Raw genomic sequence first — 22121 nt, forward strand, 5'->3', positions numbered from 1 at the left:
GAAAAGGGTCAGGCCGCGCGGTCGGGCAGGGGTTCACCGGCCAGGCCGGCGCGCAGGTTGGCCAGGGTGAGGTCGGCCATGGCCTGGCGGGTGTCGTGGGTGCCGCTGGCCATGTGTGGCGCCAGCACCACCTGCTCCATCGCCAGCAGGGCAGCGGGCACGCGGGGCTCGTCGTCGAACACGTCCAGCGCCGCACCGCCCAGTTCGCCGCTCTGCAGGCTGGCAATCAGGGCGGCTTCGTCCACCACGCTGCCGCGCGCCACGTTGACCAGCAGGCCCTTCGGCCCCAGCGCGCGCAGCACCTCGGCGTTGACCAGGTGGTGCGTGGCCGGGCTGGCGGCCACGGTGAGCACCAGGAAGTCGGCCCACTGCGCCAGCGCCATCAGGGAGGGTTCGTAGCGCCAGGCGACGCCTTCGGCCGGGCCGCGGTTGCAGTAGGCGATGTCCATGTCGAAACCGGCCGCGCGCCGCGCCACGGCCTGGCCGATGCGGCCCAGGCCCACGATGCCCAGGCGCTTGCCGCTGACGCGCGTGGTCATGGGGTAGCGGCCCTGCAGCCAGTCGCCGCGCCGCACGAAGCGGTCGGCCGCGGCGATGCGGCGCGCGCCGTCGATCAGCAGGCCCATGGCCAGGTCGGCCACGCAGTCGTTCAGCACGTCGGGCGTGTAGCCCACCGGCAGGCCCGCCGCACGCGCGGCGTCCAGCGGCAGCCGGTCCAGGCCGACGCCGAAGGACGACACCACCTTGAGCGCGGGCAGCTGCGCCAGCCAGGCCGCCGGCACCCCCACCGGGGCCGAGGTCACGACCGCCGCCACGCGCGCGGCGTCGGCGCGGTCGGCCAGCGGCGCGTCGGCGGTGGTGGCCTGTGCGCTCAACACGGTGTGTTGTTCGCGCAGGCGGGCTTCCAGCGCCGGCATCAGCGGGCCGACCTGCAGGACGGTGGAACGGGGGGCGGCAGCGGTCATGCGGTGGGTTTGAGTGACAGTGACATGAGAACGCGTCAGACGGCGCCGTGCGCCTCGACGTAGAGCGCGTACAGCGAATGGCAGCTGGCCATGTAGAGGCGGTTGCCCTTGGGGCCGCCGAAGCAGAGGTTGGCGCAGCGCTCGGGCAGGCGGATGTGGGCCAGCGGCTTGCCGGCGGGGCTGAACACCATCACGCCGTCCAGGTCCTCGGGCTTGCCCCTGAGCTGGTAGACCTTGCGGCCGCCCACGTCGCTGGGCTCGGCGTTCAGGGCGCCGTTGCTGCCCCAGCCGCACCAGAGGTTGCCGTCGCGGTCGACCTTGAAGCCGTCGAGCGCGCCGAAGTCGGCCGCGTCGATCAGCTTGCTCTTGTTGGCGACCGTGCCGTCGGCGTTGACGTCGTAGGCCCAGATGCTGCGGTTGGGCGTGCCCTTCCACTCCACCACGTAGAGCTTCTTCTCGTCCGGGCTGAAGGCCAGGCCGTTGGGGTTGACCAGGTCGGTGATGACAGCGGTCAGCTTGCCGTCGGCGGCGATGCGGTACACGTTGGTGCTGGCCTGCTCGGGCTTGGCCTTGAAGCCTTCCCATTCCCCGTTGATGCCGAACAGCGGGTCGGTGAACCAGACGCTGTCGTCGGACTTGACCACCACGTCGTTGGGCGCGTTCAGGCGCTTGCCCTCGAAGCTGTCGGCCAGCACGGTGAGCTTGCCGTTGGTCTCGGTGCGCACCACGCGGCGCGTGACCGAGTGTTCGCAGGTGATCAGGCGGCCCTGGCGGTCGCGGGTGTTGCCGTTGGCCCAGTTGGCCTTGTCGCGGAAGACGGAGAAGGCGCCGGTCTTCTCGTCGAACTTCATGATGCGGTTGTTCGGAATGTCGCTGAGCAGCAGGTAACCCGGCGCGCCGTCCGCGCCCGGGAAGTAGGCCGGCCCTTCGGCCCAGCGCATGCCGGTCGCCACCTGTTCGATGGTGCTGCTGTAGATGCGGTACTTCGCGAACGACGGGTCCAGGATCTGCACCGACGGGTCGGGGTAGCGCTGGTTGGGCGCGAAGGCAAAGGCCTGCGCGAAGGCGGGCGCACCGGTGGCGGCCAGGCCGGCCGCGCCGGCGGTCTTGAGGAACTGGCGGCGGGTGTCTTGGGCTTTGTTGATCATGTGTGTCTCCTCTTGTTCTTCGGGTGCCTGTCGCGCTTTCAGCGGACGAGACAAGGTTTCTTGTTGTCGAACTTCCAGCCCGGGATCAGGTACTGCATCGCGATGGCGTCGTCGCGCGCGCCCAGGCCGTGCTGCAGGTAGAGCTGGTGGGCCTTCTCGACCTCGGCCATATCGATCTCGATGCCCAGGCCCGGCTTCTTGGGCACCTGCACGTAGCCACCTTCGATCTTCATCGGCTCCTTGGTCAGGCGCTGGCCGTCCTGCCAGATCCAGTGCGTGTCGATGGCCGTGACCTTGCCCGGTGCGGCCGCGCCGACGTGGGTGAACATGGCCAGCGAGATGTCGAAGTGGTTGTTGGAGTGCGAACCCCAGGTCAGGCCCCAGTCGCGGCAGGTCTGCGCCACACGCACCGAGCCGGCCATGGTCCAGAAGTGCGGGTCGGCCAGCGGGATGTCCACGCTCTGCAGCGCCAGCGAATGCGCCATCTGCCGCCAGTCGGTGGCGACCATGTTGGTGGCGGTGGGCAGGCCGGTGGCGCGGCGGAACTCGGCCATCACCTCGCGGCCGCTGAAGCCTTCTTCGGCGCCGCAGGGGTCTTCGGCATAGGCCACCACGCCACGCATCTTCTCGCCCAGGCGGATCGCGTCCTTGAGCAGCCAGCCGCCGTTCGGGTCCAGCGTCACGCGGGCCTCGGGGAAGCGTTCGTGCAGCGCGGTCACGGCCTCGACCTCGGCGTCGCCCGCGAGCACGCCGCCCTTGAGCTTGAAGTCCTGGAAGCCGTAGCGCTTCTGCGCGGCCTCGGCCAGGCGCACCACGGCCTCGGGCGTCATCGCGGCCTCGTGGCGCAGGCGGCACCAGTCGTCGGCGTTGTCGGGTTCGCTCGCGTAGGGCAGGTCCGTCTTGTTGCGGTCGCCGACGAAGAACAGGTAGCCCAGCATCTGCACCGCATCGCGCTGCTGGCCTTCGCCCAGCAGGGCCGCCACCGGCACGTCCAGGTGCTGGCCCTGCAGGTCGAGCAGCGCCGATTCCACAGCGGTGACGGCGTGGATGGTGGTGCGCAGGTCGAAGGTCTGCAGGCCGCGGCCGCCGCTGTCGCGGTCGGCGAACTGGCTGCGCATGGCGTTCAGGATGGCCTGCAGGTTGCCGATGGACTGGCCTTCGACCAGCGCCCGCGCGTCCTCCAGCGTCTGGCGGATCTTCTCGCCGCCCGGCACCTCGCCCAGGCCGGTGTGGCCCGCGTTGTCGGTGACGATGACGATGTTGCGGGTGAAGAAGGGCGCGTGCGCACCCGAGAGGTTGAGCAGCATGCCGTCCCGGCCGGCGACCGGGACGACACGCATCGACTGGACGATCGGTGCGGTCATGGGAAGGTCAATCTGCTTTGATGCCACGCGAGGTGATGAGCTTCTGCCAGCGCGAGAACTCGCTGGCCTGGAAGGCCGCGAACTGCTCGGGCGTGTTCAGCACGACCTCGAACCCCAGTTCCAGCAGCTTGGGCTTGATGGCGGGGTCGTTGATCGAGGCCACCACGGCTTCGTGCACGCGCTTCTTCACATCGGCGGGCAGACCCTTGGGCGCGGCCACGGCCTGCCAGGACTGCACGTTGGCGTCCTTCACTCCGCTTTCTTCCAGCGTGGGCACCTCGGGCAGCAGGGGCGAGCGCTTGGCGCTGGTGATGGCCAGGGCGCGCAGCTTGCCGACCTTGATCTGCGGCATGGCGGTGTTGATGTTCATGAACGACGAGTCCACCTGGTTGCCCAGCAGGTCGCTCATTACCGGGCCGCCGCCCTTGTAGGGGATGTGCACGCCGCTGGTGCCGGTCTGCTGCCAGAACAGCTCGGCCGTCAGGTGGTCGCTGGAGCCGTTGCCGGACGAGGCGAAGGTCATCTTGCCGGGGTTGGCCTTCTGGTAGGCGATCACGTCGGCCAGCGACTTGTGGGCCGAGGCGGCGGGCACCACCAGCACGTTGGGCGCCTGCACCACCACGGTGACCGGGTCCAGGTCCTTGAGCGCGTCGTACTGCACCTTGATCAGGTGCGGCGCGATCACGAAGGGGCCGAGCGACGCCACCAGGAAGGTGTGGCCATCGGCCGGGGCGCGGGCGACGAAGGTGGCGCCGATGGTGCCGGTGGCGCCGGCCTTGTTCTCGACGATCACGGTGGCGCCGCCGCCAAGCTTCTCGCCCATCTTGCCGGAGAGCTGGCGGGCGATCAGGTCGGTGGAGCCGCCGGGCGGGAAGGGCACGACCAGGGTGATGGGCTTGTCGGGCCAGGCGAAGGCGGAGAGGCTGGTGGCCACCAGGGCAAGGGCAATCAGGGACTTTTTCATGATGGGTGTCTCGGTGTTCAGTTTTCCAGGGTGATCTTTTCTTCGCGCACGACCTGCGCCATTTCGGGCAGCTCGGACTTGATCCAGGCGGCGAACTCGGCGCTGCTCATTGCAGAGGGCTCCAGGCCCAGCGACTGCAGCTTTTCCTTCACGTCGGGCAGGGCGGTGATGCGCTGCACCTCGGCGTGCACCAGGTCCACCACGGCCTTGGGTGTGCCAGCCGGGGCCAGCAGGCCCTGCCAGCTGCCGGTCAGGAAGTTGGGCGTGGTCTCGGCCACGGCCGGGGTGTCGGGCAGTTCGCTCCAGCGCTTGGCCGACGACACCGCCAGCAGCTTGAGCTTGCCGGCCTTGACGTGCGGGTAGGTGGCGACCATGCCGTTGAAGGTGACGTCCATGTGGCCGCCGACCAGGTCGGTCATGGCCTGGGCGCCGCCCTTGTAGGGCACGTAGTTCCACTGGATGCCGTTGCGGCGCGCGAACTGCACGCCGGCCAGGTGGGTGGCGCTGCCGATGCCGGCGGCGGCGGCGAAGTTCAGCTTGCCGGGGTTGGCCTTGGCGTACTTCACCAGCTCGGCGATGTTGTTGGCCGGCACCTTGGTGCTGACCACCAGCAGGTGGGGCGAGTAGCCGACCATGGCCACCGGCACGAAGTCCTTCTGCACGTCGAACGGAAGCTTGTACAGCGCCGGGCTGATGGTCAGGTTGCCCACATCCATCAGCACGAAGGTGTAGCCGTCGGCCGGCGACTTGGCGACCAGGTCGGCGCCGATGTTGCCGGCGTTGCCTGCCTTGTTCTCGACCACCACGGGCTGGCCCAGCTTCTCGCTCATCTTCTGGCCGACCAGGCGGGCCAGCACGTCGGAGGTGCCGCTGGCCGGGAAGGGCACGACGATGCGGATGGGCTTGTTCGGGTAGGCCTGGGCCAGGGCGGCGGTGCTGCCCAGGGCCAGGGTGGCGGCCGCCGCAGCGGTCAGCAGGAAATGGCGTTTGTTCATGATGTCTCTACTGGTGGTTGTGAAGGGGAGTCAGGCCAGGGCGGGGGAGTCAGACCAGGGCGCCGTGGAACCGGCTTTGCCGGGCCACAAGCGCCGCCCCCTGGGGGGTGACGCCGCAGGCGGCGCGGGGGGGTTACTGCTCTCCCAAAGCGTCGATCAGCGCCTTGAGTTCGTCCATCTCGCCGGGCTTCAGGTCGGACAGCGGCGCGCGCACCGGGCCGGCGTCGTGGCCGACCAGCTTGGCGCCCGCCTTGATGATGCTCACGCCATAGCCTTCGACGCGGTTGCGGATCTTCAGGTAGGGCATGAAGAACTGCCTGAGCAGCTTGTGCTGCGTGGCCATGTCGTCGGTGCGCACGGCCTCGTAGAACTGCACCGCGGTCTTGGGGATGAAGTTGAAGACGGCGGACGAGTACACCGGCGTGCCCAGCGCCTTGTAGGCGGCGGCGTACACCTCGGCGGTGGGCAGGCCACCCAGGTAGGCGAAGCGGTCGCCCATCTTCATGAAGATGGAGGACATCACTTCGATGTTGCCCATGCCGTCCTTGAAGCCGATCAGGTTGGGGCAGCGCTCGGCCAGGACGGCCAGCGACTCGGGGGTGAACCGGGTGCGGTCGCGGTTGTAGACGATGACGCCGAACTGCACGCTCTTGCAGACCTGCTCCACGTGGGCGATCAGGCCCTCCTGGCCGGCTTCGGTCAGGTAGTGCGGCAGCAGCAGGATGCCGTGGGCACCCAGGCGCTCGGCTTCCTGCGCGTGGGCGATGGCGGTGCGGGTGGGGCCACCGGCGCCGGCAATGATGGGCACCTTGCCGCGGCAGGTGTCCACCGCGGTCTTGATGATCTGGCCGTATTCCTCGCCATAGAGCGAGAAGTACTCGCCCGTCCCGCCGGCGGCGAACAGCGCGCTGGCGCCGTACGGGGTCAGCCACTCCAGGCGGGCGGCGTAGGAGGCGGCATTGAAGTTGCCCTGGGCGTCGAAGTCCGTCACGGGGAAGGACAGCAGGCCGCTGGACATGACTTGTTTGAGGTCTTGGGGGGTGTATTGCATGGTGGTTCAGCCTGGGTGGGTGGAGAAGGTGGTGTCGGCGATTGAGTTATAGGATGTCAGACAACTGACGTGATTGTGCGAAAGTGGAGAGGAGGGCGTCAAGGGTTTCGGTGCACGTATGTGGAAACCCCTTATCCCCCGTGTCAGAAGCGCGGCTGATGACCGGTGAAGCCCGGGTCGTACTTGCGCATCTGCCCCAGGTCGTCCCGGTTGCGGATGCCCGTGTTCAGGTAGTTGTCGTACAGGCGGGCCAGGGCCTCGCGGTCGATCTGCACGCCCAGACCCGGTGTGCTCGTCACCCGCAGGCTGCCGTCTTCAAACTGCAGGCGCCCGCCCTGCACCACCTCGTCGTCCTGCCAGGGGTAGTGCGTGTCGCAGGCATAGGACAGCAGCGGCACCGAGGCGGCCAGGTGGGTCATGGCCATCAGGCTGATGCCCAGGTGCGAATTCGAGTGCATCGACAGGCCCAGGCCGAAGGTCTCGCACATCAGCGCCAGGCGCTGGGTGGCGCGCAGGCCGCCCCAGTAGTGGTGGTCGCTCAGCACGATCTTGACCGGACAGCCCATCTCGGCGTTGCGGCGGAATTCCTTCAGGTCGGTGACCACCATGTTGGTGGCCAGCGGCACGTCGCAGGCGGCGGCCACGGCGGCCATGCCCTCCAGCCCAGGGGCCGGGTCTTCGTAGTACTCCAGCACGCCGCGCAGCTGCTCCACCACCTGCAGGCTGGTGGCCACGGTCCAGTTGGCGTTGGGGTCGATGCGCAGCGGCGCGCCGGGGAAGGCCTGGGCCAGCGCCCGCATCGCGGCCACTTCCTGCTCGGGCGGCAGGGCACCGGCCTTGAGCTTGATGCTCTTGAAGCCGTACTGGTCGATCATGCGGCGCGCCTGCGCCACCATCTGCCCGGGCGTGATGCCTTCGCCGAACGGGTCGGGTGCGTAGGGCTTGTCGATGTGCTCGGCGTACTTGAAGAACAGGTAGGCGCTGAAGGGCACGGCCGGGCGTGCGGCACCGCCCAGCAGGTCCACCACCGGCGCGTTCGCCAGCTGGCCCTGCAGGTCCATCATCGCCACCTCGAAGGCGCTGATGACCTTGGCCACCGTCTTGGACACGTGCGTGCCCGGAGCCAGCGAGACCTGCTGGCCCAGGAACTCCGAGGCGGACATCTGCCTGGGGGCCACCAGCGCGGCCACGCGGGTGTCCATCTCGTTGAGCGCCCAGGGCGAGAGCCCGGTCAGCGCGGGCGCGGCCTTGGCCAGCGCCTCCAGCATGGGCAGGTCGCCGTAGCTTTCGTTGATGCCGACCAGGCCCGAGTCGGTCTCGATCTCGATGATCGAGCGCAGGGCCCAGGGCTCGTGGATGCCCGCCGCGTTGAGCAGCGGCGGGTCGCGGAACGCGATGGGCGTCACGCGGACGTGGCGGATGGCGTGCGAGGTCATGCCGCGGTCCTCACAGCAGCAGGCCGGGCAGCCACAGCGACAGCGCGGGGATGTAGGTGACCGCGATCAGCACCAGCAGCAGGGCTCCGAAGAAGGGCAGCAGGGCCTTGACCACCTGCTCCATCGGCAGCTTGGCCACGGCCGCACCGACGAAGAGCACGCCGCCCACCGGCGGGGTGATCAGGCCGATGCCCAGGTTCACCATCATGATCATTCCGAAGTGCACCGGGTCCACGCCGATGCTCTTGATGACGGGCAGCAGGATGGGCGTGAGGATCAGGATCAGCGGCGCCATGTCCATCAGCGTGCCCAGCGCCAGCAGCAGCAGGTTGATCAGCGCCAGGATCACGTAGCGGTTGTCCGACAGCGTGGTCAGCGCGGTGGTGATCTGCAGCGGGATCTGCATCAGGGTCATGATGTAGCCGAAGCTTGCGGCAAACGCGATCAGGATCATCACGATCGACAGCGTCTTCACCGTGCGGTGCACCAGCTTCGGCGTCTCGGCCCATTTGTAGTCGCGGTAGACGAACATCGTGACGAAGAAGGCCCACAGCACCGCGATGGAGGCCGACTCGGTGGGCGTGAACACGCCGCTCAGGATGCCGCCGAGGATGATCACCATGGTCATCAGGCCCCAGAGCGCGTCGGCGCAGATCTTCAGCGCCTGCTTCATCGGGATCACTTCGCCCTTGGGGTAGTTCTTCTTCTTCGCGGTCCACAGGCACAGCACGGCCAACGTGGCGCCCAGCAGCAGGCCCGGCAGCACACCGGCGATGAACAGCGCGGCGATGGACACCGTGCCGCCCGCGGCCAGCGAGTAGATGACCGCGTTGTGGCTGGGCGGGATCAGGATGGCCTGCACCGAACCCGAGACCGTGACGGCGGTGGCGAAGTCGCGCGGGTAGCCCTTCTTCTCCATCTCGGGAATCAGGACGGTGCCGACCGAGGCCGTGTCGGCCATGGACGAACCCGAGATGGCGCCGAAGAAGGTGGAGGCCAGGATGTTCACCAGCGACAGGCCGCCGCGGATGAAACCCACCAGCACGTTGGCAAACGCCACCAGGCGCCGCGCCATGCCGCCCTCGGCCATGATGGCGCCAGCCAGCACGAAGAACGGAATGGCCAGCAGCGAGAACTTGTTGACGCCGTTGGCGATCGCGATCATCACCGCGTCCAGCGGGATCTCGATCCACCAGGCGCCGATCAGCGCCGCGATGCCCATGGCGTAGGCCACGGGGGTGCCGATCAGGATCAGCACGAAGAAACTGCCGAGCAGGACCCAGGCTTCCATCACGCGGCTCCTTCGGCCTGGGCCGGTTCGTGGTCAAAGGTGACGACAGCGTTGTGGCGCTGGTCGCCCAGGACGATGTGTTCGAGCACGAACAGCGCGGTCACGGCGCCGCCGACGGGCACCGGCAGGTAGGTGAAGCCCACGGGCATCCAGGGCAGCTCGGGAATCGACTGGCCCCAGGTGCCGATGCACAGCTGGATGCCGTACCAGAGCATGAACAGCGAGACGGCCAGCATCAGCAGGTGCACCACGCCGCGCAGCGGACGCTGCACCGACGACGGCAGGCGCTGCGTGACCATTTCGACGGCGATGTGGCCGCCCGCGCGGTAGCTGCAGGCCGCGCCGAGAAAGGTGAACACCACCATCAGCAGGATGGAGATCGGCTCGGGCCACTGCGCGCCCGTGCCCAGCACGTAGCGCGAGAAGATGCCCCATGGAATGAAAAGGGACATGAAGAAGATGCACGCCCCGGCGATCCAGATGCAGGCCAGGTAGACCAGGTCCAGGAAGCGCGAGACGGGATGTCCGCTGGAAGGGTGGTGACTCATGAGAGCCTCGGAGAGAGGGAGGGGAAAGAGAAGTGGCAGGGCGAGCGCGTCCAGCACACACCGAGGAACCGGCTTCGCCGGGCCTCAGGTGTGTCCCCCTGGGGGGAAGCCGCGAAGCGGCGCAGGGGGGGACTTACTTCACAGCGGCGATGCGCTGCATCAGGTCCTGGAACTTCGCTCCGTACTTGGCGCGCACCGGCTCGGTGGCGTCGTAGAAGGGCTTGTTGTCGATGTTGATGAACTCGACGCCGGCCGCCTTGAGCTTGGCCGAGTACTCCTCCACGCTCTTGTCCCAGAGCTGGCGCTGCTCCAGCTGGGCCTCGCGGGCCAGCTTCTTCACCAGGGCCTGGTCGGCCGGGCTGAGCTTGTCCCAGGCCACCTTGGACATCACCAGGATCTCGGGAATGATCAGGTGGTTGGTCTGGCTGTAGTACTTGGCCGGCGTGTTGTAGTGGTTGGCGGTGAAGTAGCTCGGTGGGTTGTTTTCCGCGCCGTCGATCACGCCGGTCTGCAGCGAGGTGAAGACCTCGCCGTAGGCCATGGCAATGCCGTTGCCGCCCATGGCGTTCATGGTGTCCACGAACAGGGGGTTGCCCATCATGCGGACCTTCTGGCCCTTGAGGTCGGCGGGTGTGCGCACCGGCTTCTTGGTGTAGAGGCTGCGCGCGCCGCCGTCCATCCAGCCCAGGCCGACCAGGCGCGCCGGGCTGGCGGTCACCTTGGCCAGCAGCTCGTCGCCCACGGCGCCGTCGATCACGGCGCGCATGTGCTTGATGTCGCGGAACACGAAGGGCATGTTGAACACGTCCACCTCGGGCACCACCGGGCCGATCACGCCCAGCGAGATGCGGGCCATCTGGATCGCGCCCAGCTGCACCTGCTCCACGGCTTCTTTTTCCTGGCCCAGCACGGCGCCGGGGAACATCTGCACCTTGATGCGGCCTTGCGTGGCGGCTTCGAGTTTCTTGCCCATGTTCTCGACGGCGACCACGGTGGGATAGCCGGCGGGGTGGGTGTCGTGCGACTTCAGCACGGTCTGGGCCTGTGCGGTCAGGGGCAGCAGGGCGGCCAGCACCATGCTGGCGATCAGTCGGCGTTGCAGTTTCATCAAAGTCTCCGTTGTGGTGGTTGGGTTGAGGTGAAGAAAACCGTGCCGGCGCGTTGGTGGGTTCAGGGGACGCAGCGCGGCTCGTCCAGGCCCCTCACGCCCGGACGCAGTGCAAAAACGCCACCGGCCAGCGGCTGATCGGACAAATCACCGCCGGGCCGGATGGACGTGACGAACAGGGTGTCGAGCCCGGCGCCGCCGAAGGCGCACATGGCCGGCTTCTTCACCGGCACCGGCAGCGAGCGGTCGAGCCGGCCGTCGGGGGTGAAGCGGTGCACCAGGCCGGCGTCGTTGCCGCAGATCCAGTAGCAGCCGCCTTCGTCCACCGCGGCGCCGTCGGGGCGGCCGGGCAGGGGCTTGAAGTCGATGAACACGCGCCGGTCGCGCGGCGTGCCGGTGTCGGTGTCGTAGTCGAAGGCCCAGACGGTCTGCACGTCGGGGTGCGAGTCCGAGAGGTACATGGTCCGGCCGTCGGGGCTGAAGGCCATGCCGTTGGGGGTGATGAAGCCGTCCAGCAGTGCGTGCAGCCGCGTCCCGTCGAGGCCGTAGAGGCTGCCCGAGGCGCGCGCGAGCGACATGTCCATCACCATGGTGCCGGCGCGCAGGCGGCCCTGGCGATCGCAGCGGCCGTCGTTGAAGCGCATGCCGGCCTCGGGCTGGTCGATGCGGGTGATCCACGCGCAGTCCATCGTGCCGTCGGTCTGCGGCGTCAGGCGCGCAACGCCGGTTTCCATGGCCGCGATCCACTGGCCGTGGGGCAGGGCCTCGCTGCCGGCCGCCAGCGCGATGCAGCCGGTCTGCTCGGGCGTGGGCCACTGCAGCGCGCGGCCGCTGGCGACGCTCCAGCACCAGAGCTGCTTGCCAGGAATGTCCACCCACCACAGGCACTGGCGCGCAGCGTCCCAGACGGGGCTCTCGCCCACGCCGTTGCGGGCGTCCAGCAGCAGCTCGGCTTGATCGCTCATGGCGCGCACTCAGGCTTTCTTGACGGGGTCCGCCTTGACGAAACCACCGCCCTGGTAAATGGCGGCCGGGTCGTTCAGGTCCGGGGTGGATGTGCGCGCGAACACCGCGTCGTGGAACACGTCCGAGCTGTCCTGCGGTACGTAGCCGATGTGCTTCGCGCGGCTGTTGTCCCACCAGGTCACGGCGTTGTCGGACATGCCGAACACGATGCTGTGGCCCAGCACCGGTGTGGACAGGCAGGCGCTGATGAGGCGGTGCAGGTCGTCGAAGCTCAGCCACGTGGCCAGCATGCGGCGGTCCTTCGGCTCGGGGAAGGAGGAGCCGATGCGCACGCAGGCGGTCTCGATGCCGTAGCGGTCGAAGTAGAAGCGCGAGAAGTCCTCGCCGAAGGCCTTGCTGACGCCGTAGTAGCTGTCGGGGCGGGCCGGGTGGTCGGCGGTGATGGTCTCGCTCTGCTTGTAGAAGCCGGTGACGTGGTTGGAGCTGGCGAACACCACGCGCTTGACGCCGTGTCGGCGCGCCGACTCATAGAGGTGATAGACGCCCAGGATGTTGGCCTGGAGGATGGCCTCGAACGGCGCCTCGACCGAGATGCCGCCCAGGTGCACGATGGCATCGCAGCCGGCCACGGCCGCGTCCACCGCCGCCGCATCGGCCAGATCGGCCTGTGCGGTCTCTTCGCCGGCTTGCGCCTCACCCAGGCCCATCTTGTCAGACAACCTGAGTACCTCGCAGTTCGCGAGCAGCCGGGAACGCAGGGCGGTGCCCAGGCCGCCGGCGGCGCCGGTCAGGAGGATGCGGTGGTGTGTTTTCCTAGGGTTAACCATGATATTGGGTGCTTTTTCCGATTCGGTTGCACAGAACAGCGGGCCTTTGCTACAGTTCAACCGTGTCTGGAATGTCAGTTGTGTGTTGTCAGACAAGTGGGCGCCATTTTGAAAATCCGCGCCCCGGCTGTCAAGGAAAAAACCATGGACCCCGTGAAAACCCTAGGTGAGGAGACCCCCGCCGGAGCCGCAGCTCCCGTGCGCATGCGCCGGCCCCGCGGCCTGGTGTCCGAGATCGTGGCCTCGCTGGAGGCGGACATCCGCGAGGGGCGGATGGTCCCGGGCCAGAAGCTGCCGAGCGAGTCGGAGCTGGTGGCGCGCTTCGACGTCAGCCGCACCGTGGTGCGCGAGGCCATCTCGCGCCTGCAGGCCTCCGGTCTGGTCGAGACGCGTCACGGCATCGGCACTTTCGTGATCGAGCCGCGCGCTGTCGAACCGACCTTCCGCATCGCGCCCGAAGACGTGGCCACCGCCGCGGACGTGATCGAGCTGCTGGAGCTGCGGATCAGCCTGGAGAGCGAGGCGGCCGCGCTGGCGGCGCAGCGCCGCTCGCCCGAGAGCCTCTCGGCCATGGCGGCGGCGCTGGCCTCGTTCAACGTCGCCATCCACGCCGACTCCGACGCCGTGCCGTCCGACTTCCATTTCCATGTGGAGGTGGCGCGCGCCACCGGCAACCGGCACTTCGCCGAGCTGATGACCTACCTGGGCACCATGATCATCCCGCGCACCCGGCTCAAGACCGCGGCCAGCGCCCCCGAGGGCCGGCTGCCGTATCTGGAACGCGTGCACCACGAACACGAAAACATCCTCGACGCCATCCGGCGCCAGGACCCCGAGGCTGCGCGCGCCGCCATGCGCACCCACCTCTCCAACAGCCGCGAGCGCCTGCGCCGCGCACAACCCGAAGCCTGAACGAACCCATGAGCACCCTGCAATCCTTCAACGCCCGCACCGGCGAAGCCCACGGCGCCGCCCTGGCCCCGTCCACCGAACAGGACATCGACCGCGCCGCCACCGACGCGCACGCGGCCTTCGGCGACTGGGCCCGCAGCAGCGGCGAACAGCGCGCGGCCCTGCTGCGCGCGCTGGCCGACGGCCTGGAGGCCGAGCGCGAGCAGCTGGTCGCCTGTGCCGACCTGGAAACCGCGCTGGGCCCGGTGCGCCTGAACGGTGAACTCGACCGCACCACCTTCCAGTTGCGCCGCTTCGCCGACATCGCGCAGCGCGGCGTTCCGTTCGAATCGCTGGACGACCCCGCCGTCGCCGGTGGCCCGCCCGCCGGGCACCCGGCCATGGTGCGCCAGCGCATGCCGCTGGGCCCGGTGGCCATGTTCGCGGCCAGCAACTTCCCGTTCGCCTTCTCGGTGCTGGGGGGCGACACCGCCTCGGCGCTGGCCGCTGGCTGCCCGGTGGTCGTCAAGGCACACCCCGGTCACCCGGTCCTGTCGCAGCAGGTGTTCGCCATCATCCAGCGCGTGCTCAAAGCGCAGGGGCTGCCCGCCGGCCTGATCGGCCTGGTGCAGGGCGCAGGCGTCGAGGTCGGTGTCGGCCTGATCCGCCACCCGCTGATCGCCGCCGGCGCCTTCACCGGCTCCACCCGCGGCGGCGCCGCGCTGCAGGCCGAGGCCAACGCGCGCCCGCGCCCCATCCCGTTCTACGGCGAACTCGGCTCCATCAACCCGCTGATCGCGCTGCCCGCCGCCCTGGCCGCCAAGGGCGCCGAGCTGGCGACCACACTGGCCGGCTCCATCACCCTGGGCTGCGGCCAGTTCTGCACCAACCCCGGCCTGCTGGTGCTGGTGGACGGGCCTGAGACCGAGGCCTTCATCCCGCAACTGGTCGAGGCGCTGGCCAGGCAGCAGCCCCACCCCATGCTGACCGCCGGCATGCGCAAGGCCTTCGACGCCGGCATCAAAGGCTTCATGGACGCGGGCGCGCGGTCGCTGCTGCAGGGCCAGGGCGTGGCGCCCGCGCCCGGCCCGCAGCTGCTGCAGGTGAGCGCGCAGCGCTTCATCGAGCGCCACGAACTGCGCGACGAGGTGTTCGGCCCCAGCAGCCTGATCGTGCGCTGCGCCAGCCTGGCCGAGGTGAACGCCGTGCTCGCCGCCGTCGGCGGCAGCCTGACCGTGACGGTCTGGGGGGCCGATGAAGACACGGCCGAGAACCGCGCCATCGTGCGCGGCGCCACGCAGATCGCCGGCCGCGTGCTGTTCGCGGGCGTGCCCACGGGTGTCGCCGTGACGGCCGCGCAGCAGCACGGCGGCCCCTGGCCATCGAGCACCGCGCCGATGACCACCTCGGTCGGTGACGCCGCGCTGGAACGCTTCCTGCGCCCGGTGTGTTTGCAGGATGCACCGGCCTGGCTGCTGGCGCGCGGCGGCGTGCCGTGCTGAGCGGTACCGGCCTCCCCACCAGCGTTTTCAGCCGCCCGCGTTACCTCATCCTGCTGGCCACCCTGTGCTGCCTGCTCTGGGGCAGCGCCTACCCGGCCATCAAGGGCGGTTACGCGCTGCTGGGCATCGCGCGCAGCGACACGGCGGCGCAGCTGGTGTTCGCGGGCTGGCGCTTCCTGCTCGCGGGCGCCCTGCTGCTGGTCATGGCGCAGCTGACGGGCCGGCGCGTCTGGGCGCTGGCGCCGGTGCAGTGGGCCCAGCTGGGCCTGCTGGGGCTGGCGCAGACGGCGCTGCAGTACGTGTTCTTCTATGTCGGGCTGGCGAACACCACCGGCGTGAAGGGCTCCATCCTCAACGCCACCGGCACCTTCTTTTCCGTGCTGCTGGCGCACTTCCTCTACGCCAACGACCGGCTGAGCCGGCGCAAGGCACTCGGCTGCGCGGTGGGCTTCGCGGGCGTGATGGTGGTCAATCTGCGCGGCGGCACGCAGGGGCTGGATGCCGGCTTCACCCTGCTGGGCGAAGGCTTCATCGTCATCGCCGCCTTCGTGCTCTCGGCCGCCAGCATCTACGGCAAGCGCCTGTCGCAGCGCATCGACCCGATGGTGATGACCGGTTGGCAGCTGGGCATCGGCGGGCTGGTGCTGCTGCTCGGTGGTCTGGCCGGTGGCGGCGACATCCGCGGCTGGAGCGCCGGCTCGCTGGCCCTGCTGGGCTACATGGCCGTGCTGTCGGCGGTGGCGTTCACGCTCTGGGCCGCGCTGCTCAAGCACAACCGCGTGGGCCAGGTGACGGTGTTCAACTTCCTCATCCCGGTGTTCGGCGCGCTGCTCTCGGCCCTGTTCCTCGGTGAGGCGGTGCTGGAGTGGCGCAACCTGGCCGCGCTGGTGATGGTGTGCGGGGGGATCTGGCTGGTGACGACGGAGGCTCAGGCGCCCCGGCCCGTTTCCTCCAGCACATAAGCCACCAGCCGCTCCCCCGCCGGCCCCAGGCCTTCAGCGGGCCGCAGCACGCCCAGCGGCTCGAAGGGCAGGTCCAGCGGCAGCGGCAGCACCTTCAGCTGGCCGCGCTCCACCCAAGGCCGCAGCACGCTGAACGGCACGAGCGCCAGCAGGGGCCGGGTGTCCAGCAGCGTCCAGGTCAGGGGCGAGATGCGGGTGACGATCTGGCAGGTGCGCGGGGTCCAGCCCTGCTGCTGCAGCAGCTGTTCGTAGCGGTCGCGCGCGGCGCTGCCCATGGCGTTGGGCAGCCAGGTGGCGTGTTCCAGATCGGCCAGCGCCAGCCGCTTGCGCCGCGCCAGCGGGTGATGCAGGCCACAGGCCACCACGAAGCGGTCGTCCTGGCAAGGCTCGAAGCGCCAGCCCTGCGGCACCACGGCGGGCTGGCGGCAGAACACCAGGTCGGCCGAGCCAGTGTCGATGGAGGCCGACACCGCCAGGATGTCCACCTCGTTCACCAGCACCTGCACCTGCGGGTGCGCCGCCAGGAAGCCCGGCAGCACCTGCGCCAGCAGGCCGTTGGCGCCAGCGGCGGTGGTGGCCACGCGCACCGTGCCCTGCTGGTGGTCGAGCCGGCTGGCCACCAGCTCGGCGCTTTCCTCCAGCCGGCCCAGCATCTGGCGCACCAGCGGCAGCAGCTCGCGCGCCAGCGGCGTGGGCGTGACGCCGCGCGCGTGGCGCACGAACAGCGGCGCCTCCATCAGCCGCTCCAGGTCGGCCAGCAGCAGGGTGACTGCCGGCTGCGTCATCCCCATGGCCCGCGCCTGCGCGGCACCGTGCTGCCCGGCGGCGCCGACCGCCAGCTGCTGCGCGCCGACGGCGTGAAGGAGCTGGATGCGCTGTACGAACTGCAGACCGACGACGGCGCCGTCATCACCGTGCGCAACCGCGTGCTCATCGACGAGAGCGCCACCCCCGGGCGCTACGCCCGCAGCGTGCTGCAGCTCAGCGCGCCCGCCGGGCCGCACGACTGGCTCAACCGCCGCGTCTTCGTGGGCACCCTGCACAGCCTGCGCCCGGCGCGTGCGGCGGTGTGCATCCGCGTGTACGAACTAGCCTGAGCCCGCGTACGCCACCCGGCGTACAGACGCTTTTCAGGGTCTTCCCTAGCATCCGTCCGACACCACCACAAAGCCCTTCGAGGCCTTGGCGGTGGCGAAAGTCAGACCCACCAACGGATGTTTTTGAACCCTGGAGAAGCGCCATGCAACAACGTCAGAACTCGCGTCGATTCACCCTCAAAGCCCTGACGGTCGCCACCGCCCTGGGCGCCTTCGGCCTCACCGCCCACGCCGCCGACACCATCAAGGTCGGTGTGCTGCACTCGCTGTCGGGCACGATGGCGATCTCCGAGACCGTCCTCAAGGACGTGGCCCTGATGACCATCGACGAGATCAACGCCAAGGGCGGCGTGCTGGGCAAGAAGCTCGAGCCCGTGGTGGTCGACCCGGCCTCCAACTGGCCGCTGTTCGCCGAGAAGGCCAAGCAGCTGATCGACCAGGACAAGGTCGCCGCCGTGTTCGGCTGCTGGACGTCCGTCTCGCGCAAGTCGGTGCTGCCGGTGTTCGAAGAAAAGAACAGCCTGCTGTTCTACCCGGTGCAGTACGAAGGCGAAGAGCTGAGCAAGAACGTGTTCTACACCGGCGCTGCGCCCAACCAGCAGGCCATCCCCGCCGTCGAATACCTGATGAGCAAGGACGGCGGCAGCGCCAAGCGCTGGGTGCTGCTGGGCACCGACTACGTGTACCCCCGCACCACCAACAAGATCCTGCGCGCCTTCCTGAAGTCCAAGGGCGTGAAGGACGAGGACATCATGGAGGAGTACACCCCCTTCGGTCACTCCGACTACCAGACCATCATTGCCAACATCAAGAAGTTCGCGTCCGCCGGCAAGAAGACGGCCGTGGTCTCCACCATCAACGGCGACTCCAACGTGCCGTTCTACAAGGAACTGGGCAACGCCGGCCTGTCCGCCAAGGATGTGCCCGTGGTGGCCTTCTCGGTGGGTGAAGAAGAGCTGCGCGGTGTCGACACCAAGCCGCTGGTGGGCCACCTGGCCGCCTGGAACTACTTCATGAGCATCAAGAACCCGGCCAACGCCGAGTTCGTGAAGAAGTGGAGCGCGTACGCCAAGGCCAAGAACATCGCCGGCCACAAGGACAAGCCGCTGACCAACGACCCGATGGAAGCCACCTACATCGGCATCAACATGTGGGCGCAGGCCGTCGAGAAGGCCAAGTCCACCGACACCGACAAGGTCATCGCCGCCATGGCCGGCCAGACCTTCAAGGCACCGGGCGGCTTCACCAGCACGATGGACAAGGAAAACCACCACCTGCACAAGCCGGTGTTCATCGGCGAAGTGAAGGCCGACGGCCAGTTCAACGTGGTGTGGAAGACCCCGGGTCCGGTCGTGGCCGATCCGTGGAGCGACTACATCGCCGAGAACAAGGGCAAGAAGAACGTTCCCGAGAAGAAGTAAGCGGGGGTCCTGATGCGCTGGCTGCGTTTCTTTCTTGCGTTGTTGTGCCTGATCGGCGCAGCCAGTGCCCATGCCCTCACCCCGGCCGACGCCCTGGCGCTGGCCGTGGGCGACAGCGACGACCGCATCGCCGCCATCAACCGGCTGGCGGCCGAACCCGACGAGCGCACGCTCGCGCTGCTGCAGGCGCTGGGCAACGGCGCGGTCAAGGTGCAGGGTGAGCAGGTGCTGCTGATTGCCGACGACGGCAGTGCGACCGACGCCGTGACCGGCGCCGCGGTCACCCTGGCCGACGAGGCCGAAGATTCCATGGTCAACAACCGGCTGCGCGGCGCACTCGAAGCCGCGCTGTCGGTGCGCGACCTGTTCGGCAGCGATGCTCCCGCCCAGCAGGCTGCCGCGGAACTGCTGCAGAAGGCTGCGTTCGACGAACCCGACGCCGCGCAGCTGCCCCTGGTGGACAAGGCGCTGGCCAACACCGCCCTCGATGCGAAGGCGCGCACCAGCCTGGAGCGGGCGCGCGCCGCTCTGCAGCTGGCCAGCGACGACGAGGCGCAGCGCCTGGCCGCCGCGCAGGCGCTGGGCGGCATGGGCGACCCGGCGCTCAAGCCCCTGCTGGCCGCCCGGCTGGAGGCCGAGGAGAACGCCACGGTCAAGACCGCGCTGGGCGCCGCGATGTCGGCACTCGACCGCTCGCTGGCGATCAGCAGCGGCCTCTCGCAGGCCTTCACCGGCATCAGCCTGGCCAGCATCCTGCTGCTGGCCGCGCTGGGCCTGGCCATCACCTACGGGCTGATGGGCGTGATCAACATGGCCCACGGCGAACTGATCATGATCGGCGCCTACGCCACCTGGCTGGTGCAGGCCTTCTTCAAGAGCACGCTGCCCGACTGGTTCGACTGGTACCTGCTGGCCGCCATGCCGGTGGCCTTCATCGCCTCGGCCCTGGTGGGCGCAGCGATGGAACGCAGCGTGATCCGCTTCCTCTACGGCCGGCCGCTGGAAACGCTGCTGGCCACCTGGGGCATCAGCCTGGTGTTGATGCAGGGCGTGCGCAGCCTGTTCGGCGCGCAGAACGTGGGCGTGGAGAACCCCAGCTGGATGAGCGGCAGCGTCACGCTGCTGGGCAACCTCACGCTGCCTTGGAACCGCATCCTCATCATCGCCTTCGCGGCCGCCGTGCTGATCGGCGTGACCCTGCTGATCTCGAAGACGCGCCTGGGCCTGTTCGTGCGCGGCGTGACGCAGAACCGCCCGATCGCCAGCTGCATGGGCGTGAACACCGCGCGCATCGACACCTACGCCTTCGCGCTGGGTTCGGGCATCGCCGGTCTCGCCGGTTGCGCGCTGAGCCAGATCGGCAATGTCGGCCCCGACCTGGGCCAGAGCTACATCGTCGACAGCTTCATGGTGGTGGTGCTCGGCGGCGTGGGCCAGCTCGCCGGCACGGTCTACGCCGCGCTGGGCCTGGGCCTGCTGAACAAGTTCCTCGAAGGCTGGGCCGGCGCCGTGCTGGCCAAGATCGCGGTGCTGGTCTTCATCATCGTCTTCATCCAGAAACGTCCGCAGGGCATCTTCGCTTTCAAAGGCAGGGAAGCATGAGCACCGCTTCGATCTCTCTCCCCACCCCCGGCCCGCTGCTCACGCGTGGCGCCTTCAGCGGTGTCATGGTCGCGCTGCTGGTGGTGTGCGCCCTGGCGCCCGTGCTCAACCTGCTGGTGCCGGCGGACAGCGTGTTCCACCTGTCGGACTACATGGTCGGCCTGCTGGGCAAGATCATGTGCTACGCCATCTGCGCGCTGGCCATGGACCTGATCTGGGGCTACACCGGCATCCTCTCGCTGGGCCACGGCCTGTTCTTCGCGCTCGGTGGCTACGTGATGGGCATGTACCTGATGCGCCAGATCGGTCGCGACGGAAACTACGGCAGCGACCTGCCGGACTTCATGGTCTTCCTGGACTGGAAGGAACTGCCCTGGCACTGGGCGCTGAGCGACAGCTTCATCGCCACGCTGCTGCTGATCGTGCTGGTGCCAGGCCTGGTGGCCTTTGTGTTCGGCTACTTCGCCTTCCGCTCGCGCATCAAGGGTGTGTACTTCTCCATCATCACGCAGGCCCTGACCTTCGCCGCGCTGTTGCTGTTCTTCCGCAACGAGACCGGCATGGGCGGCAACAACGGCTTCACCGACTTCAAGCGCATCCTCGGCATGCCACTGGCGACGCAGGAGATGCGCATGACGCTGTTCGTCATCACGGGTCTGGCGCTGCTGGGCTTCTATGTGTTCGCGCGCTGGCTGGTGGCCAGCAAGTTCGGCCGCGTGCTGCAGGCCATCCGCGATGCCGAGAGCCGTGTCATGTTCTGCGGCTACAACCCGCTGCCCTACAAGCTCACCATCTGGACCATTTCGGCCGTGATGTGCGGCATCGCCGGCGCGCTCTACGTGCCGCAGGTGGGCATCATCAACCCGGGCGAGATGAGCACCGCGGCCAGCATCGAGATCGCGGTGTGGACGGCGGTCGGCGGCCGCGCCACCCTGGTCGGCCCCATCGTCGGCGCCTTCCTGGTCAACGGCGCCAAGAGCTGGCTGACCGTGGCCTTCCCCGAGTTCTGGCTCTACTTCCTGGGCGTGCTGTTCATCGCCGTGACGCTGTGGATGCCGCAGGGCGTGGTGGGGCTGGTGAAGAAGTTCAAGGGAGCAGGGAAATGACCCCGGACCTGATGGAAGCGGGTGCGCAGCGCTACGAAAAACTGCACACCGCGGCCTTGCAAGGCCAGACCGAATCGGGCGGCCGCAGCGCGGGTTATGGCCGCGTTGCGAAGGCGGGCGAGGTGGACACCACGCACGGCCGCATCCTCTACCTCGAAGACGTGCACGTGTCCTTCGACGGCTTCAAGGCCATCAACGGGCTGAACCTGGACATCGCGCCCGGCGAGCTGCGCTGCATCATCGGCCCCAACGGCGCTGGCAAGACCACGATGATGGACATCATCACCGGCAAGACCCGGCCCGACAGCGGCACGGTGTTCTTCGGCAGCACCATCGACCTGCTGCGCTACCGCGAGCCCGAGATCGCCGCGCTGGGCATCGGCCGCAAGTTCCAGAAGCCCACGGTGTTCGAGCAACTCTCCGTGTTTGAAAACCTGGAGCTGGCGCTGGCCACCGACAAGCGCGTGGGACGCAGCATGGTGTTCTCGCTCACCGGTGAAGAGAAGGACCGCCTGGCCGAGGTGCTGAGCACCATCCACCTGGCCGACAGCGCGCGCCGACAGGCCGGCCTGCTCAGCCACGGCCAGAAGCAGTGGCTGGAGATCGGCATGCTGCTGATGCAGGACCCCAAGCTGCTGCTGCTGGACGAGCCGGTGGCCGGCATGACGGACGAGGAGACGGCGCGCACGGCCGAGCTGTTCCTGTCCCTGAAGGGCAAACATTCGCTGATGGTGGTGGAGCACGACATGAGCTTCATCCGCGCGATCTCGGAGAAGGTCACGGTGCTGTGCGACGGCTCGGTGCTGGCCGAAGGCACGCTCGACGAGGTGCAGGCCGACGAGCGCGTGATCGAAGTCTATTTGGGCCGCTGAGGAAC

Annotated in this window: 21 protein-coding genes; 8 read left to right on the forward strand and 13 right to left on the reverse strand. The window is 68.6% G+C overall.

The genetic code is table 11. The features are described 5' to 3' along the window. Nucleotides 1-8: 8 nt before the first annotated feature. The 12 genes from BC358_RS02865 to BC358_RS02920 form a co-directional block, all read right to left on the reverse strand. Nucleotides 9-965, reverse strand: coding sequence for a 2-hydroxyacid dehydrogenase (locus tag BC358_RS02865; RefSeq protein WP_079364569.1), 957 nt, complete (start codon nucleotides 963-965; stop codon nucleotides 9-11). 35 nt (nucleotides 966-1000) lie between these two features. Continuing rightward, complete coding sequence (locus BC358_RS02870; protein WP_066160591.1) at nucleotides 1001-2113, reverse strand: SMP-30/gluconolactonase/LRE family protein; 1113 nt, start codon at nucleotides 2111-2113, stop codon at nucleotides 1001-1003. 38 nt (nucleotides 2114-2151) lie between these two features. After that, on the reverse strand, nucleotides 2152-3477 hold the full coding sequence (gene gudD, locus BC358_RS02875) for a glucarate dehydratase (protein WP_079364570.1): 1326 nt from the start codon (nucleotides 3475-3477) through the stop codon (nucleotides 2152-2154). 7 nt (nucleotides 3478-3484) lie between these two features. Further along, nucleotides 3485-4441, reverse strand: coding sequence for a tripartite tricarboxylate transporter substrate binding protein (locus BC358_RS02880; RefSeq protein ID WP_079364571.1), 957 nt, complete (start codon nucleotides 4439-4441; stop codon nucleotides 3485-3487). A gap of 17 nt (nucleotides 4442-4458) precedes the next feature. Next, entirely contained in the window at nucleotides 4459-5436 is a 978-nt protein-coding gene (locus BC358_RS02885) for a tripartite tricarboxylate transporter substrate binding protein (protein ID WP_079364572.1), read from the reverse strand. 133 nt (nucleotides 5437-5569) lie between these two features. Beyond that, nucleotides 5570-6487, reverse strand: coding sequence for a 5-dehydro-4-deoxyglucarate dehydratase (gene kdgD / locus BC358_RS02890; RefSeq protein WP_066160604.1), 918 nt, complete (start codon nucleotides 6485-6487; stop codon nucleotides 5570-5572). A 143-nt stretch (nucleotides 6488-6630) separates the two neighbouring features. Then, entirely contained in the window at nucleotides 6631-7923 is a 1293-nt protein-coding gene (locus BC358_RS02895) for a glucarate dehydratase family protein (RefSeq protein ID WP_079364573.1), read from the reverse strand. 10 nt (nucleotides 7924-7933) lie between these two features. Next, nucleotides 7934-9214: a TRAP transporter large permease gene (locus tag BC358_RS02900; protein WP_079364574.1), complete on the reverse strand. Its 1281-nt coding sequence runs from the start codon at nucleotides 9212-9214 to the stop codon at nucleotides 7934-7936. Continuing rightward, nucleotides 9214-9762 carry a TRAP transporter small permease gene (locus tag BC358_RS02905; RefSeq protein ID WP_066160613.1) on the reverse strand — a complete coding sequence of 183 codons (549 nt, stop codon included), beginning with the start codon at nucleotides 9760-9762 and terminating at the stop codon, nucleotides 9214-9216. Before BC358_RS02905 ends, BC358_RS02900 begins: the two co-directional genes overlap by 1 nt. A gap of 133 nt (nucleotides 9763-9895) precedes the next feature. After that, on the reverse strand, nucleotides 9896-10870 hold the full coding sequence (locus BC358_RS02910) for a TRAP transporter substrate-binding protein (protein ID WP_066160616.1): 975 nt from the start codon (nucleotides 10868-10870) through the stop codon (nucleotides 9896-9898). Between the two features lie 62 nt (nucleotides 10871-10932). Next, entirely contained in the window at nucleotides 10933-11835 is a 903-nt protein-coding gene (locus BC358_RS02915; protein WP_079364575.1) for an SMP-30/gluconolactonase/LRE family protein, read from the reverse strand. Nucleotides 11836-11844: 9 nt separating this feature from the next. Further along, the gene (locus tag BC358_RS02920) at nucleotides 11845-12663 is read right to left on the reverse strand and encodes an NAD(P)-dependent oxidoreductase (RefSeq protein ID WP_079364576.1); all 819 of its coding nucleotides are present in this window, start codon (nucleotides 12661-12663) and stop codon (nucleotides 11845-11847) included. A gap of 144 nt (nucleotides 12664-12807) precedes the next feature. Here BC358_RS02920 and BC358_RS02925 point away from each other — a divergent pair, with 144 nt between their 5' ends. Genes BC358_RS02925 through BC358_RS02935 form a run of 3 tightly spaced genes read left to right on the forward strand, consistent with a single transcriptional unit; the run spans nucleotide 12808 to nucleotide 16018 of the window. Continuing rightward, nucleotides 12808-13575 (forward strand): FadR/GntR family transcriptional regulator, encoded by a 768-nt coding sequence (locus BC358_RS02925; RefSeq protein WP_079364577.1) that lies wholly within the window; start codon nucleotides 12808-12810, stop codon nucleotides 13573-13575. Nucleotides 13576-13583: 8 nt separating this feature from the next. After that, on the forward strand, nucleotides 13584-15056 hold the full coding sequence (locus BC358_RS02930) for an aldehyde dehydrogenase (NADP(+)) (RefSeq protein ID WP_079364578.1): 1473 nt from the start codon (nucleotides 13584-13586) through the stop codon (nucleotides 15054-15056). Next, complete coding sequence (locus tag BC358_RS02935) at nucleotides 15050-16018, forward strand: DMT family transporter (RefSeq protein WP_079364764.1); 969 nt, start codon at nucleotides 15050-15052, stop codon at nucleotides 16016-16018. The genes BC358_RS02930 and BC358_RS02935 overlap by 7 nt, the downstream gene beginning before the upstream one ends. Here BC358_RS02935 and BC358_RS02940 read toward each other — a convergent pair. Next, on the reverse strand, nucleotides 15985-16809 hold the full coding sequence (locus tag BC358_RS02940; protein WP_079364579.1) for a LysR family transcriptional regulator: 825 nt from the start codon (nucleotides 16807-16809) through the stop codon (nucleotides 15985-15987). The genes BC358_RS02935 and BC358_RS02940 overlap by 34 nt on opposite strands. On the opposite strand from BC358_RS02940, the gene BC358_RS02945 reads away from it, so the two are divergent. From BC358_RS02945 to urtD, 5 genes are all read left to right on the forward strand, one after another. After that, the gene (locus BC358_RS02945) at nucleotides 16729-17115 is read left to right on the forward strand and encodes a DUF3237 domain-containing protein (RefSeq protein ID WP_256861404.1); all 387 of its coding nucleotides are present in this window, start codon (nucleotides 16729-16731) and stop codon (nucleotides 17113-17115) included. The genes BC358_RS02940 and BC358_RS02945 overlap by 81 nt on opposite strands. A gap of 143 nt (nucleotides 17116-17258) precedes the next feature. Continuing rightward, nucleotides 17259-18536, forward strand: coding sequence for an urea ABC transporter substrate-binding protein (gene urtA / locus BC358_RS02950; protein WP_079364580.1), 1278 nt, complete (start codon nucleotides 17259-17261; stop codon nucleotides 18534-18536). Nucleotides 18537-18548: 12 nt separating this feature from the next. Continuing rightward, nucleotides 18549-20138: an urea ABC transporter permease subunit UrtB gene (gene urtB / locus BC358_RS02955; protein WP_079364581.1), complete on the forward strand. Its 1590-nt coding sequence runs from the start codon at nucleotides 18549-18551 to the stop codon at nucleotides 20136-20138. Beyond that, nucleotides 20135-21244 carry an urea ABC transporter permease subunit UrtC gene (gene urtC, locus BC358_RS02960; RefSeq protein ID WP_079364582.1) on the forward strand — a complete coding sequence of 370 codons (1110 nt, stop codon included), beginning with the start codon at nucleotides 20135-20137 and terminating at the stop codon, nucleotides 21242-21244. The genes urtB and urtC overlap by 4 nt, the downstream gene beginning before the upstream one ends. Then, nucleotides 21241-22116 carry an urea ABC transporter ATP-binding protein UrtD gene (gene urtD / locus BC358_RS02965; protein ID WP_079364583.1) on the forward strand — a complete coding sequence of 292 codons (876 nt, stop codon included), beginning with the start codon at nucleotides 21241-21243 and terminating at the stop codon, nucleotides 22114-22116. Before urtC ends, urtD begins: the two co-directional genes overlap by 4 nt. Nucleotides 22117-22121: the final 5 nt, after the last annotated feature.

Origin of the sequence: Hydrogenophaga sp. H7, from assembly GCF_002025745.1 — a bacterium.
GTDB lineage: Bacteria > Pseudomonadota > Gammaproteobacteria > Burkholderiales > Burkholderiaceae_C > Hydrogenophaga > Hydrogenophaga pseudoflava.

Bases quoted from the DNA above. Each gene is read 5' to 3' on its own strand.
- BC358_RS02915 (WP_079364575.1), bottom strand. From the start codon at position 11,835: ATGAGCGATCAAGCCGAGCTGCTGCTGGACGCCCGCAACGGCGTGGGC.
- urtC (WP_079364582.1), top strand. From the start codon at position 20,135: ATGAGCACCGCTTCGATCTCTCTCCCCACCCCCGGCCCGCTGCTCACG.
- BC358_RS02910 (WP_066160616.1), bottom strand. From the start codon at position 10,870: ATGAAACTGCAACGCCGACTGATCGCCAGCATGGTGCTGGCCGCCCTG.
- urtD (WP_079364583.1), top strand. From the start codon at position 21,241: ATGACCCCGGACCTGATGGAAGCGGGTGCGCAGCGCTACGAAAAACTG.
- BC358_RS02880 (WP_079364571.1), bottom strand. From the start codon at position 4,441: ATGAAAAAGTCCCTGATTGCCCTTGCCCTGGTGGCCACCAGCCTCTCC.
- urtB (WP_079364581.1), top strand. From the start codon at position 18,549: ATGCGCTGGCTGCGTTTCTTTCTTGCGTTGTTGTGCCTGATCGGCGCA.
- urtA (WP_079364580.1), top strand. From the start codon at position 17,259: ATGCAACAACGTCAGAACTCGCGTCGATTCACCCTCAAAGCCCTGACG.
- kdgD (WP_066160604.1), bottom strand. From the start codon at position 6,487: ATGCAATACACCCCCCAAGACCTCAAACAAGTCATGTCCAGCGGCCTG.
- BC358_RS02920 (WP_079364576.1), bottom strand. From the start codon at position 12,663: ATGGTTAACCCTAGGAAAACACACCACCGCATCCTCCTGACCGGCGCC.
- BC358_RS02885 (WP_079364572.1), bottom strand. From the start codon at position 5,436: ATGAACAAACGCCATTTCCTGCTGACCGCTGCGGCGGCCGCCACCCTG.
- BC358_RS02895 (WP_079364573.1), bottom strand. From the start codon at position 7,923: ATGACCTCGCACGCCATCCGCCACGTCCGCGTGACGCCCATCGCGTTC.
- BC358_RS02930 (WP_079364578.1), top strand. From the start codon at position 13,584: ATGAGCACCCTGCAATCCTTCAACGCCCGCACCGGCGAAGCCCACGGC.
- BC358_RS02900 (WP_079364574.1), bottom strand. From the start codon at position 9,214: ATGGAAGCCTGGGTCCTGCTCGGCAGTTTCTTCGTGCTGATCCTGATC.
- BC358_RS02865 (WP_079364569.1), bottom strand. From the start codon at position 965: ATGACCGCTGCCGCCCCCCGTTCCACCGTCCTGCAGGTCGGCCCGCTG.
- BC358_RS02870 (WP_066160591.1), bottom strand. From the start codon at position 2,113: ATGATCAACAAAGCCCAAGACACCCGCCGCCAGTTCCTCAAGACCGCC.
- BC358_RS02940 (WP_079364579.1), bottom strand. From the start codon at position 16,809: ATGGGGATGACGCAGCCGGCAGTCACCCTGCTGCTGGCCGACCTGGAG.
- BC358_RS02925 (WP_079364577.1), top strand. From the start codon at position 12,808: ATGGACCCCGTGAAAACCCTAGGTGAGGAGACCCCCGCCGGAGCCGCA.
- BC358_RS02905 (WP_066160613.1), bottom strand. From the start codon at position 9,762: ATGAGTCACCACCCTTCCAGCGGACATCCCGTCTCGCGCTTCCTGGAC.
- gudD (WP_079364570.1), bottom strand. From the start codon at position 3,477: ATGACCGCACCGATCGTCCAGTCGATGCGTGTCGTCCCGGTCGCCGGC.